This window comes from Streptomyces sp. LMG1-1-1.1, from assembly GCF_040815545.1.
GTDB lineage: Bacteria > Actinomycetota > Actinomycetes > Streptomycetales > Streptomycetaceae > Streptomyces.
Genome location: NZ_JBFPNH010000035.1, coordinates 61,199 through 74,234, shown reverse-complemented (window position 1 = coordinate 74,234; position 13,036 = coordinate 61,199). Strand labels below are relative to the sequence as shown.

Genomic DNA, 13,036 nt, shown 5'->3' with positions numbered 1-13,036 from the left:
GGTGGGCGGCGGGGCCGGATGGGTCGCAGGGCCGGGGGCCGGTGGGTGGCGGGGCCCGGTGGGTCAGCCCGCCGCGCGGAAGGCCACGGTGAGCTTGCCGACGGCGCCGGCCGGGTCACCGCTGAGTAGCAGGTGGTCCGCTTCGGCGAAGGGCTTCGCGACGGGTTCCGAGAGGTTCTGGCCGATGTGCTTCTGGACGATCAGGCGGGCTCGGGCGACGAGGTGGCGGGCGGCGGCGGAGTCCCCGTGTCCGGCGGCCTGGAGGGCTCGGGCGGCGAGGCCGAGGGCCCGTAGGGCCGGCTCTCCGCCCTGTGGGGTGCTGCGGAGGGTGGTGAGGCCCCAGCCGTACGGGAACTGGGGGTCGTAGCGGGTGTCGCCGACGTTCAGCGGGAGTTGGTTCTCCGACTTGGGCCAGGTGACCGGGAGTTGTCCGGTGAAGGGGCGGCGGCCGTAGAGGACGTCGGCCACGCCGTCGCCTTCCGTCCCGGGCAGCCACGACGCCACGAGGGCGTCGATCGCGGGAAGGCGGTCGCCGATGAGCTGGGGCCGGCCGGAGACGACGAGTACCGCGCAGGGCATGGCGGCGCAGACCCGGTCGACGGCGGCCTTGTCGGCCGCGTCGAGTTCCAGGTCGTGGCCGTTGCCGACGTCGCCCATGCCTTCGGCGTAGGGCTTCTCGCCGACCACGACGACGCCGACGTCGTGTCCCGTGGTGGGGGCGGTGGCGTCCTTGGAGTAGGTGAGGGTGGTGGCGGGGTCGGCGGACTTCCGCATGGCCTCCAGGATGGTGGTGCCGGTGGTGGTCCGGCCCGAGGCGCCCTGCCAGGTGACGGTCCATCCGCCGGCCTGGTTGCCGAGGTCGTCCGCGTTGGAGCCGGCCACGTAGACGTTCTGGGTCGGCTTGAGGGGCAGTACGCCGCCGTCGTTCTTCAGGAGCACCTGGGAGGCGGCGGCGGCTTCCCGCGCCACCGCGCGGTGTTCGGCGGATCCGACGGATGCCAGGTGGGTGGTGTCCGCGTAGGGCTTCTCGAAGAGGCCGAGGCGGAACTTCTGGGTGAGGATGCGGGTGACGGCGTCGTCGATGCGGGCGGTGGGGATGCGGCCGGCTTCGGTCTCGGCGACCAGGGTGCGGGTGAAGTCCTGGTAGTTCGTCGGCACCATGATCATGTCCAGGCCGGCGTTGGCCGAGGTCCGGACGTCGCTCGGGTAGTCGCCGGGGATCTGGTCGATGGCCTGCCAGTCGCTGATGACGAAGCCGTCGAAGCCCATGCGGTCCTTGAGCACGCCGTTGATCATCTCGGCGTTGGCGTGCATCTTCACGGGGCCCTGCTCGTCGCCGAGGATGTCGAGTGAGGAGTACGAGGGCATGACCGTGCCCACGCCGTGCTTCACGGCCTCGGTGAACGGGGCGAGGTGGACGGCTTCCAGTTCCTCGCGGGTGACGCGGGTGACGCCCTGGTCGATCGTGTACGAGCCGGTCGTCGACGACCCGAAGGCGGTGCCGCCGTCGCCCACGAAGTGCTTGGCGGTGGCCAGGACCTTGTCGTTGCGGTCGAGGTCCCGTCCGTCGGGCGCGCCCTGCATCCCGTCGATCACGGTCTCCATGGCGGTGACGAGTGCCGGGTCCTCGCCGAAGGCCTCGTAGGAGCGCCCCCAGCGTTCGTCGCGGGTCACGCACAGGCAGGGCGCGAAGTCCCAGGGGACTCCGGTGGCCCGGACCTCCTTGGCGGTGACGGCTCCGGTGCGGGCGGCGAGGTCGGGGTCGCGTCCGGCGCCGATGCCGATGTTGTGCGGCATGATCGTCGATCCGGCGACGTTGTTGTGGCCGTGGACGGCGTCCACGCCGTAGATCAGCGGGATCTGCAGCCGGGTGGCCTGGGCGCGCAGCTGGTACGCGTCGACCATGCGGGCCCATGCCTCGGGCGTGTTGGGGGTGGGGACGGAGCCGCCGCCGGAGAGCAGGGAGCCCAGGCCGTAGCCGGCGATGTCGCCGGGCGAGCGGAGCGCGTTGCGTTCGGCTTGGGTCATCTGGCCGGCCTTCTCCTGGAGCGTCATCCGGGAGAGGAGGTCCGCGACGCGCTTCTTCACCGGCAGGCGCTTGTCGAGGTAGGGCAGTCCGTGGGCGTTGATGACGACGGCCGGGGTCTCGGCGGGCGCCTTCGCGCCGTCGACGGTCAGCTTGAGCGGGATCGTCTCCGCCATCTCGCCGGCCCGGTCCTTCAGGGTCTGCACGGTGATCGAGCGGGTCGTCCCGGACGGCGTTCCGGCGGGGAACTCCAGGGTCCCGGAGACCGGGGCGTAGTCCTTCCCCGGTTCGGCGGGGCCGCTGTCGTCCGTCGTGTACGCGACGGTGACGGGCTCGCCGGTCGGCGCGGAGCCGGTGGTCGCCACCGAGACGTCGATGCGGGCGGTGCCTCCCTCGGTGACGGGGTGGACCACGGCGCCGGTGACGACCCGGGTGTTCTGGGCGGGGTCGGCCTTCCCGTACAGCTCGACGCCGTCGAGGGCGAAGCGGCCTGGTGCGCCGGTCGGCAGCGTGAGCGCGTACCCCCACATGCGGTCGAGGCCGAGGACCTGGTCGATGCCGCCGACCGGCTGGTAGTCGGCGCGGTACTGGAATGCGGAGAAGGGGATCTCGACGAGGTGCCAGCCCTCCCAGTCGTCGGTGAAGGACGTCGTCCACAGCTCGGACGCCTCGCCGTTCGCTCCCCCGTCCTTGATCTCGAAGTTGATCCGCTTTCCGGAGCCCGGCGGCAGCGGGGCGGTGTTCTGGCCGTACCACCAGAAGCGGATGCCCTGGTGGGCGGTCCAGTCCTGGGCGGGCCGGTCGAAGGCGAAGTCGTGGGTGAATCCGCCCCAGCCGCTGATGTCGTAGCGGCCTTCGAGGACCTTCGCGCCCTCGGGGGCGTCGGCCCGCTCGGCGAGGGTGAGTGCGGGGTGGTCGTCGGTGTCGCTGCCCCAGGTGAACAGGCCTTCGGCGGGTGGTCCTTCGAAGGGAACCTCCCCTTCGAAGCGGTCGACGGCCTGGGGTGCCGGGTCTCCGTCCGCGCCGGGCGCGGCGGCGCTGGGCACGGCTCCGGCGAGCAGTCCGGCGAGGACTGCGGTGGCGGCGAGCGCGGCGGCGCTCGCCCTTCTGCGGTGGCGCTGGTGCGGCATGCGGGCTCCTCGGAAGTGCGGTTCGGGAGGCGGTGGCTGGTTCAGGACGGCTGGTGGGTCCACTTCTGGTTGGCGCCGCCGGTGCAGGTCCAGATCTGGGCGCGGGTGCCGTCGGCGGAGGAGTTGCCCGTGACGTCGAGGCACTTGTTCGCCGCCGTGTTGACGACGTCATGCGTCCCGGGGTCGTACGTCCAGCGTTGTGCGCCGGTCCCGTTGCAGGTGTAGAGCTGCACCTTGGTGCCGTCGGCGGTTCCGGCGGCGGAGACGTCGAGGCACTTCCCGAGGGCCCGGACGGTGCCGTCGGTGGCGAGGGTCCAGCGCTGGGCCGCGGTGCCGTTGCAGGTGTAGAGCTGGACCGGGGTGCCGTCCGCACTGGCCGCGCCGGCCACGTCGAGGCACTTGCCGGCCAGGCCGGCCATCGGGCCGGTGGGCGCGGTGCCGCCGGTCGTGCCCGCCCAGGTGAAGGTGGCGGTGGTACGGGCGGGCAGGGTGTACGTGAAGGACTGGCCGCCCCAGTCGACGCGCAGGGACTGGGCCGACGCGCCGCCGTTGTGGGCGATGAGCGCCTTCGAGCCGTCGGGGTTGCGCCAGGCCACGTTCGGGAGGCCGGCGTCGTCGGTCGACGCGATCCGGTAGGCGCCCGGCCGGACGAACTTCGTCAGGTGGCCGGTCGTGTAGTACTCGATCGTGTAGTCGACCTGCCCGGCGCGCGCGCCGCCGTTCTGGACGGTGATCAGGCCGGTACAGGTGCCGCAGCCGCCGTTGTGCGGGCCCATGTTCTGGTCGACGGCCAGGCTCCACTTCACCAGGCTGCTGCTCCAGTTGCGGGCGTAACCGACGATGTCCTTCAGGTCCTCGTTGTGCTGGTTCGTGATCCACGTACCGCCTGAGTGCTCGGTGCTGAACTGCCGGACCGACGGGTACTGGGTGTGGACCTGGCTGCCGACGGCCGGATCACCGGCGTAGCCGTGCCAGGCGATCCCTCCGAACAGAGGATCGTTCCGCACGCCGGCGTCGTCGAGGACCGCCGCGCCGAAGTTCGCGTAGTCGCCGTAGTTCCAGTCGTGCACGAGGACCTTCGTCGTGATGCCCGCGGCCCTGAAGGCCGGGTAGACGTGGTTCTTCGTGAACTCGACCAGCCCAGCCGGGTTCCAGCTCATGCCCGGATAGTTCATGGCCGTGGGATTGCCCGCCTGGCAGCAGTTCGGCTCGTTCTGGACGGACAGGTAGTCCACCTTGACCCCGGCCGCCTGGTAGCTCTGGACGTACTTGACCAGGTACTGGGCGTACAGCGGGTAGTACTCCCACTTCAGCCAGCCCATCTGGTCCATCCGACCGTTGTCCTTCATCCACCCGGGGGCGCTCCACGGCACCCCCTTCACCCGCAGGGCCGGGTTGAGCTGCTTCGCCTGCGTCGTGAGCAGCCGCACGTTCGTGTCGTACCCGTTCACTCCGAAGTCGGAGAGGTCGCAACAGGTGTCGTCGAGCGACACGTTCCCCGGCCTGGAGAGGTCCGATGCGCCGATCGGGTTACGGACGAAGGACAGCCCGATGCCCTCCGTCGGCGAGAACAGCTTGCGCATCACCTCGTCGCGCGTGGCGGCGCTGACCGCCCCACCCCGCAGGAGGTGCGCGGTCGTATCCGTCAGCGACGCCCCACCGCCCTCGAACTGCTGGTACGTGATGCCCTCGTCGACGCTGATGGTGTGGCTCGCGCTGCCACCGGCCGGCCCGAAAGCGGTCGCCGGCTGCGGGGCGAGCCCCCGGGTCACCGTACGGCCTCCAGCATCGGACGTACTGGTCAACCAGACGTCGACCCGCTCCCCCGCCGCCCGCGCGACACCGGGACCGCTCATGACCAGACCACTCGCAAGGAGCGCACCGCTCACCAGCGCGGCAAGTCGCCGGCGCCGCGCCCCGCCGCGCCGCTCGAACAACCAAGAACTGTAATGCACCTGACAGCCCCTTCGCTGTAGACCGCCCCACGTCGACGCCGCGGTCCGGCGGACCCGGACCTCTTCACGCACTGCGAGGTGGCAAGGCTTGCATCAAGGTGTGAAGTTATGGAGACGGGAGACGCCAGTCAACCCCTCATGCGCTCAAGTCCTGAACATTGGCGGCGGGTTCGGGGTGGGGATGGGGGGTGGGGATGGGGGGTGGGGGGATGGGGTGGGGGGGGTGGGGTGGGGAGCGGGGCGAGGGTGCGTCGATCCGGCGTGGGGGTGGGCCGACCCGGCGTGGGGGGGGTGGACCGATCCGGGACGGGGTGGACCGATCCGGGACGGGGTGGACCGATCCGGGACGGGGCGGGCCGAGATCCTCGCCGATACGTTCACCTGACTCGAGAAGATCTTTTCTTCATGCCACGCCCACTGTCACGATGTGCCCCATGACGCACCTCACCAAAGGCGCCAACGTCCCCGTCCCGACGGCCCCCCTCCGGATCGCCGTGGGCCGCCAGCAGGCACCCGGCGTACCGGCCGTGGAAGCCTCCGCCGTACTGCTCGACGCGACCGGCGCGGTGCGCGGCGACGCCGACATCGTCTTCCACGGGCAGCCCGCGCACCCGTCCGGCGCCGCGCGCCACGTCGGCACCGGTGAGGGCGCCGGCCAGTTGGCCGAATGGCTGGAACTGGACCTCCCGCGCATCGAACCGGCCGTCCAGCGCATCCTCATCGCCGGCTCCTGCGACGACGGCGTGTTCGGGCAGGTCCCCGGCCTCTACGCGCAGGTCACCTCCACCGACGGCACCATCCTGACCCACTACGACATCACGGACGCCTCCAGCGAGACCGCCTTCGTCCTCGGGGAGTTCTACCGACGCAACGGGGCCTGGAAGTTCCGCGCGGTCGGCCAGGGCTACGACTCCGGCCTGGCCGGACTGGCGACGGACTTCGGGGTCGTGGTGGCAGAGGCCCCGCCGGTGGCGGCACCGCAGCCCGCAACCCCGGCAGTGGTGACACCACCGATGGAGGGACCTGCGGCGCTGCTGGGGGTGAGCAAGTCGGGCGCGGCGACGGGAGGGGGGCCGGTGCCCCCGATGCCGATGCCGATGCCGGTACCCGTATCTGCGACAGCGCCTGCGCCTGCGCCCGCTGGGGCGATCCCTCTCCTGCCTGGGCCGGGCGTACCCGTACCCGGTGCGGTGCCCGTACAGCAGCCTTCACCCTTCGCCGTCCCGCCCGCCGCCCTCGCCACCCCAGCTGCCACGCCCTCCTGGGGAGCCGGCCTGTTCCACTTCGAACCGCTCGTCTTCAGCGGGAAGGGCGAGAAGACGGTCACGGTGGACCTGCCGTTCCCACAGGACTCGGCGCCGGTGATCCTCGAAGCCCGGGTCACGCAGTACCACTTCCTCAGCGTCCAGATCGTCGGCCGCTCCACGGACGTCTTCTGCACCGACCTGCCCGACTACTACGGCCGCGCCCTGCTCACTCCCCCGCGCAAGGGCGGCCCGCTCAAGCTGAAGGTGCGCCAGTCCGGCACCTGGCAACTCACACTCCTCCCCTTGACCGCCGCCCGCCCCATCGGCCCCGGAACCATCGAGGGCAGCGGCCGCGAGGTCTTCGTCCACACAGGCACCGCCGCCGACCTGAAAGTCCGCGCGAAGGACCCCCACAGCGGCTGGTTCCAACTGAACCAATACCAGGGCGACACCCCCGACGACCTACGACGCCCCGCCGAACAACTCGTCCACGCCTGGAACGGCCGCCGCGTCAAGGAGAACGTCCGCATCCCCGACGGCCCCCTCTTCCTCGCCATCGACAAGGGCCGCCACCACTGGGAACTCACCCTCGACCCACTGCCCCTCGCCTAGCGCTCACAGAGCGAGGACGGCAGCTACGCGAAAGCCGCCCCGCCGTGGTGGGTTCACTTCCTGAACCCACCACGAGCAGCCGTGCCTTGTTGCGGAAGTGGCGGCAGAGGAGATCCCGCAGTTCGTACAAACCTCCCGGTGTCCATGGGATCTCCCTCTCTGCTCGTACCGTCTCCGCGTGGACTCCGGGAAGGTGCCTATCCCGTGTGCTGCGCTGCGCTGTTCCTGGAGTGACGGGTGCTCGCTACCGGAACCCCCGCCATACCGCGGTCCCCTAGAGTCCCCGCATGCGACGAAGGACCGGAGTGATGGTGGTGGCTGGGGCAGCGGCGGTCCTGGGCTGGAGTGAGTGGCTGAACTGGCGTTGGTCCCGATCTCTCCTGGGGAAGGGTGCGGGTGAAAGTGAGGGCGATGTCGAGGCTGTCGTCGTACTCGGATATCGGAACCCTCAGGCGACGGTGAACTTCGTCAACCGTTGGCGTGTTCGTGCCGGACTTCGCTCCGCCGCCGCTGGAAGGTCGTGTGGGACTCGTGTGGTCTTCAGCGGTGGTGCGATCGGCGGTGCAGCGGCGGAGGCCCGCCTGATGGCCGACTACGCGACCTCGGTGCTCGCGTTCGACGGCACCGTCGCTCTCGAAGATCGGAGCGAGACGACGTGGGAGAACATCACGAACGTCATCCCACTCCTCGAAGACGCCGACCGCATCAAGATCGTCTCCCAGCCGGCCCACGCACTGAAGGCCCGCGCGTACTTGCGACGCCAGCGCCCTGATCTTGCCGAGCGGCTCGTACGAGCGGACGACTACCGCCTCGGCGAGTGGATCGCCGCCAAACCGCTACTCGCCCTGTACGGCCTCCGGACGCTCCGCGGTCTCACAGCAGACGAGCGGAGGATCTTGCTCTAGGGGGTTCTGGTGGGCCGTGGCGCGGGTGATGAGCCCGAGGTCAGTGCAGGTCCACCTGGAAGGCGTGACGGTGGTCGGCGGGGCAGGTGAAGATACGCAAGTCTCCCCACCGGCCGACGACAACCCCCGTCTCGTCATCGCTGGCCACGGTGAACAGGAGCGTCATGTCCGTGCCACAGTCACCGCAGGGAAAGATCGTGGGCTGGGTCAGGTGCCAGGTCGGCCAGCCGCCGAGTTTCCAGCCGGCAACGCGCGTGATGACGTCACCACCGTCGCCGGTCTCGCGGACCAGTTCCTCCAGCCGCGGACGGAGTCCTGCGGGCAGTTCCTCACGGAATGGGAAGTCGATCACGTGCTCAGCGGTGATGGCGCACGTCTGAGGCAGGTAGCAGTCCTCGTCATACCGCGAGGGAGACGGCGGGGTCCTCAAGTGGCTGATCACGTCATCGGCCCGACGCCATCGAACCTCGACCACAGGACTGCCGTCGGCCTGCTGCGCCGGAGGATCCCAGTGCTCATGGGGACACCAAAGGATCTGCAAGAGGTCGATGCCCGCAGGCCACCAGGGTCCCGGTGCGTCCCGCCGGAAGATCTGCGCGACCGGCACCATGGCCGTGGCAGGCACGCCGGCAGCGCTGCCCTCATCGGGAATCGAGCACGCGGGCCACGGCTCATCGATCGGCCACAGCAGCGGCCCGCCGATCGAACTGTCCCAGCAGTCCGGCTCTGCACGCTCGGGATGAAGCACGGCCGCGTCGCGCGCGTGAGGGGCGAGTTCGGGAAGCACAGCGAATATCGCATCGATCGACGGTCTGGGGGTGCGCGTCATCGTGCCTTCCGATCAGCTGGTCGTAGATCGCTCGCAGCGTATAGGCCCGTTGTGACAGCGGCCACCACTCGCGGATCAGCGAATCGCAATGAACGCGAGCAGATGCCCTGTCTCGGCTTCCTCGCCGAGCTCCTCCTTGCCGAGTGGGACGACCGGGCCCACCGCCGCTCAGAGGGCCGCGTCAAGCAGCCGGGTTCCCCCGCGACAAGTCGGTCGCTGCGCAATTTCTACTTCGACGCCAACTCGAACCTCGACCCGCCCGTGATCCACGCCCTCGCCAAAGCGAATGGATCAAGAACGCCTGCCCCTTTGCCTCATCGGGACTTCGGCACCGGCAAGTCCCACTTGCTGATCGCGCTGGGCACCGAGGCCGCGATGGCCGGCTACCGGGTCAAGTACGTCCTGGCGACGAAGCTCGCAAACGAGCTCGCCGAAGCCGCCGACGAGAACAGCTGACCAAGACCGTCGCCCACTACAGCCGCGTCGACCTGCTCTACATCCTCTACATCGACGAGCTCGGCTACATGGAAATCGACCGCCACGGCTCCGAACTCCTCCTCCCGGTCCTGACCCACCGCGAAGAGAAGAACAAGGTCCGCCATCGCCTCCAACGAGTCCCTTTCCGGCTGGACCAAAACCTTCCCCGACCCCCGCCTCTGCGCGAGCATCGTCGACTGCCTCACGTTCGGCGGCAACATCATCGAGACCGGCACGGACTCCTACCACCTCGCGACCCGCGCCCGAGCCGAACAGCAGGCAGCCGGCTGACGAACACGCCCAGCAGCACCGCGCAGGACGGTCAGCCAGAGAGCAACCGCCGCACCTCTTCGAGACGCGCACGCTGATCGTCGATCCAGCCAGTCGCCGGAATGAGGGGCACGCTGACCGTCACCTGTGAGGACGGACCGTCATGGACTGACACCACGATCACACCAGGTCTCACCGGCTTGATCTTGAACTGCACCGTTCGTCCCGAGTTCAGCCACGACACGAACCCATTCCCCGCGAGCACCCCCAAAGCCTCTTCCCAGGCATCGAGGTCATCGGACGTCACATAGACGGGGAAGCTGCCCTTGACTGTCTCGGTCTCCACGACGAACTCGCAGTCCAAGCCATCCCCGCCGGGGGAAGGCAACTCCAGCACCCGCAGGGAAACAACGTGACCGCTCGTTCCTGGCGGATCGGCCAAATAAATCAGCTCGCCCAGATCCTCTTCCACCACCGCACCTCTCTACCGGCCTCGAACGGAAGCATCATTCCTTAGCCCGCTGACACACACAGCGCCGAGGTGGACGTTACTGATTCTCGCCAACACTCCGCAGCCAGTTGATCACCTTCTGCTGCCGAAACTCCACGACCAACGTCCTGGCCGTCGAGCAGGTCTCACACATGATCGCGCGGCCGCGGAGCTGGGATGTAAGGTTGCGCCGCTTCGCCTGCCTTGAGGCCGATGGTGGCTCAATCACGAAGTAGCAACTGATGGAGAAGCGAGGATTGCTGGTGTCGGGTCAACGCACAGAGGTGGCGGACGCGCCGGTTTCGTTCGAACGGCCTCTGAGCCTGTTTCCCTACATCATCGGCCACAGTCAGGTCCTCTTCCGTGGCGAGCGGAACCCCGCCGCCGGACTGTCCACCACGGTGGAAGTCCTCTTCAAGGATGTGGGCTCACTCTCGGTACGTGATCACTACCGACGGCTGACCATTCGGCTGGCCTCCCAGATTGAAGAAGACCAGATCCGGGCCGCGGATGCTCGCCCCTGGCTCGACCGGCGTGCGTTCATCCTGGAGACCGACTCGGGCAGCAACGGCCACGTCGTGGCCGGCGCGATGTACTGGGGGAAGCGCTCCAAGCCCATCGGGTACAGCAGCTTCCTGATCCCCGACTACGACCTTCCGCGGCTTCATCACGACCGACCAGGCCCGTCTCAACTGGGCACCGTGTATGACCCGTTCCCCCGGCGCTGAGCTGGTACCGAGGCCTTGAGCTCGTCATAAGCCGGGGCGAAGTCACGGATGCGGCCTGGGAGCGGATGCCTCCCCTCCTGCCGCAGGTGCATGGCCGTGGGCGTCTGTGGTGGGATCGCCGCCAGGTGGTGAGCACGGGGTGTTGTGGCGGTTCGAGCCGACCGCACCGCGTCAAGGCCTGCCGCAGCGGTACGGCCCCTGACAGACCGTGTACGAGCGGTTTGCAACCCGGTGGGAGACGGACGGAACTTGGGTGAGGCTGCTGAAGCACGTCCAGGTCCGCGACGACGCGGTAGGCCGTGTGGGGTGGCCTGTGCCGTTGACTCCACGATTAACCGGGGTCACCAACATGCCGCCGGTGACCGCAAAACAGGGGCCGCGGGCGGGGCGCCCAGGAGGCCCCACCGACAGCCGCAGCCGGGGCGCGGGGCTGCGCCGCGAAGGAGTAGCGCTTCGGTGCGGAGTCAGTGAGCGTTTTCAGCTTCGCCACCCCAGGGTGACGCCGTGGCCCTCGCTTGAGTCCTGGAAACTCTTCGGCTGGGCCCGCCGGGCACAGTGGGTTGTCTGTGAAAAGTCGCGGGCGGGCACTTCGCTGAGGGGCCGACCTTGTGCTTCGGGGCGGAAGACGATCGTGGGGAGGGATGGAACACACGCTCGAAGTACCATCCCTGCAAGATTCTCCGGCCCTTACTTCCCAACCTCCGCAGTGGCGTAGTCGGACGGAGACATCCCTGTAGAGAGGACAGAGGGCAGAGGGCGATGAGTGTGACTGAGAGTTGGTCGCGTGTGATGAGTCTTCTTCGGGAGCACGCGCCGGCCGATCACGCGGATCTGCCGGGGCCCGCTACGGAGCAGATGCTCGCGGCAGCCGAAGAGCGGATGAGGATCTCCCTGCATGGGGACCTGCGGGCGTGGCTGCTGCAGAACAACCTGGATCTGCCGGAAGGAGATTTCGACGACGACGTGATGTGCTGTGGCTTCGATGGGTTCCCCGACGAGGGAAGCTTCTTTCTGGGTATCCGGGCGATGGAGAGGCTGTACGCGAACCGCTCCACATCCTGCGGATTCGACCCCCCGGACCAGCCGGACTACCCGTTCTGGCGTAACGAGTGGATCCCGTTCCTGTCGGACCAGGACGGCTGGAGGGGAAAGTTCATCGATGTGCGGGACGGGCGCGTCGGCAGCTGGTTCGTGGGTGAGATCACGGTCACGGGCGAGTACGAGTCGATGGCCCAGTACTTCGACTCCGTGGCGGAGACGCTGACGAGGATCGCCGATGGAAACTCCCCGGTCTGTCGGTTCACCGAAGGTCGGCTTGTCTGGTCGTGAGACGGTTCTCAACTGGATGACGGCCATTGCCAAGCCGCCCTCACCCTGGAACGGCAATGCGCCTCGTCAGCGTTGACGTTCCAGGGTGAGGGCGGCTGCGGCGATGGCCGTCATCCGGTTGGGGCTGCCGCGGGCCCGGCGGAGGGTCTGCCAGGGCTTGAGCCGCGCGATGCTTCGTTCGACCGTCTGATGGGTGTGGTGGCCCAGGGCCGGCACCGATGTAGGCGCGGTCGGCGAGCACGGGGACGCCCTGGCGTTCGCAGATCCGGATGACGCGGTGGGCGCGGGCCGCGGTCAGGTCGTGAGTGCGGCCGGGCAGCGCGGGTGAGATCCACAGCAGGCTGCCGGTGGGATCGGCCACGACCTGCACGTTCACGCCGTGACGGCGGTGCTTCTGGAAGAGGTCGGCCCGGCTGTCGCCGACCCGGTCGCACTCGGCGAGCGTCCCGTCCAGCAGGACGTGATCGGGATCCGTCTCGCGCAGGACCCGCAGCAGGCCGGGGGCTCGGCGGGACACGTCCTCGACGACGGCCTTGGCGTAGGCGTGGCGGTCCCGACGGATATGCCGAAGCCGGCGGCGATCTGCGCGAGCGTCTCGTGGCGGCGAAGGTAGACCAGGCCGACGAGAGCACGCTGGTGAGGCGGCAGCTTGCGGCGTCGGTCACCCTCACGGGTGACGATGAGCATGGATACCCACTCGACCAGAGCGTGCGGCAGGTCGAGTGCGGCAGGACGGGGAACCAACGAGGCACCTGCGCTGATGAATTGAGACATCGAGCACATCTCTCAACGGCACGGGAGCCTCGTGAGTTGCCGGACGCTGGCCCGTCACCCGATCAGTGGCCACTCTGAAAGAGCTCAGTGTCGGCCGTTACGTACGATTGGCACAGGGCCCGCGCGGCCGAGCCCTCCGAGCAGCCCTCGACGCGCAGCCAACGCTTCCTCCACTGGCCCTGCGTTGTCGTCCGCGCCGGTCGCTGTGCCCGACGACTCCGGCCTGGAGCTGATCGTGCTGTCCGCCGTCCTCGACAGTCCTGT

General features: G+C 68.9%; 8 protein-coding genes and 3 pseudogenes. 6 read left to right on the top strand and 5 right to left on the bottom strand.

The genetic code is table 11. The features are described from left to right. Nucleotides 1-63 precede the first annotated feature (63 nt). Nucleotides 64-3,156: a glycoside hydrolase family 3 protein gene (locus MRBLMG1_RS21235; RefSeq protein ID WP_367825668.1), complete on the bottom strand. Its 3,093-nt coding sequence runs from the start codon at nt 3,154-3,156 to the stop codon at nt 64-66. Between the two features lie 41 nt (nt 3,157-3,197). Next, nucleotides 3,198-5,093 (bottom strand): ricin-type beta-trefoil lectin domain protein, encoded by a 1,896-nt coding sequence (locus MRBLMG1_RS21230; RefSeq protein WP_367825667.1) that lies wholly within the window; start codon nt 5,091-5,093, stop codon nt 3,198-3,200. Between the two features lie 452 nt (nt 5,094-5,545). Between MRBLMG1_RS21230 and MRBLMG1_RS21225 the strand changes: the two genes are divergently transcribed. Together MRBLMG1_RS21225 and MRBLMG1_RS21220 are read left to right on the top strand one after the other, a co-directional pair. Continuing rightward, nucleotides 5,546-6,970, top strand: a complete 1,425-nt coding sequence (locus tag MRBLMG1_RS21225) for a TerD family protein (RefSeq protein ID WP_367825666.1) — start codon at nt 5,546-5,548, stop codon at nt 6,968-6,970. A 287-nt stretch (nt 6,971-7,257) separates the two neighbouring features. Next, nucleotides 7,258-7,875 carry a YdcF family protein gene (locus tag MRBLMG1_RS21220; protein ID WP_367825665.1) on the top strand — a complete coding sequence of 206 codons (618 nt, stop codon included), beginning with the start codon at nt 7,258-7,260 and terminating at the stop codon, nt 7,873-7,875. 40 nt (nt 7,876-7,915) lie between these two features. On the opposite strand, the gene MRBLMG1_RS21215 is transcribed toward MRBLMG1_RS21220, so the two are convergent. Then, nucleotides 7,916-8,704, bottom strand: a complete 789-nt coding sequence (locus tag MRBLMG1_RS21215; protein ID WP_367825693.1) for a hypothetical protein — start codon at nt 8,702-8,704, stop codon at nt 7,916-7,918. Between MRBLMG1_RS21215 and MRBLMG1_RS21210 the strand changes: the two are divergent. Then, nucleotides 8,615-9,472: pseudogene (locus MRBLMG1_RS21210) on the top strand (ATP-binding protein). The gene MRBLMG1_RS21215 and the pseudogene MRBLMG1_RS21210 overlap by 90 nt on opposite strands. Before the next feature lie 31 nt (nt 9,473-9,503). On the opposite strand, the gene MRBLMG1_RS21205 reads toward MRBLMG1_RS21210, so the two are convergent. Next, nucleotides 9,504-9,923 carry a DUF5959 family protein gene (locus tag MRBLMG1_RS21205; RefSeq protein WP_367825664.1) on the bottom strand — a complete coding sequence of 140 codons (420 nt, stop codon included), beginning with the start codon at nt 9,921-9,923 and terminating at the stop codon, nt 9,504-9,506. 260 nt (nt 9,924-10,183) lie between these two features. Here MRBLMG1_RS21205 and MRBLMG1_RS21200 point away from each other — a divergent pair, with 260 nt between their 5' ends. From MRBLMG1_RS21200 to MRBLMG1_RS21190, 3 genes and pseudogenes are all read left to right on the top strand, one after another. Then, entirely contained in the window at nt 10,184-10,669 is a 486-nt protein-coding gene (locus tag MRBLMG1_RS21200) for a hypothetical protein (protein WP_367825663.1), read from the top strand. 65 nt (nt 10,670-10,734) lie between these two features. Then, nucleotides 10,735-11,056, top strand: a pseudogene (locus MRBLMG1_RS21195) (transposase); the annotation flags it as partial. A gap of 372 nt (nt 11,057-11,428) precedes the next feature. Beyond that, nucleotides 11,429-11,998, top strand: coding sequence for an SMI1/KNR4 family protein (locus MRBLMG1_RS21190; RefSeq protein WP_367825662.1), 570 nt, complete (start codon nt 11,429-11,431; stop codon nt 11,996-11,998). A gap of 66 nt (nt 11,999-12,064) precedes the next feature. Here MRBLMG1_RS21190 and MRBLMG1_RS21185 read toward each other — a convergent pair. Then, nucleotides 12,065-12,742, bottom strand: a pseudogene (locus tag MRBLMG1_RS21185) (transposase family protein). Nucleotides 12,743-13,036 lie beyond the last annotated feature (294 nt).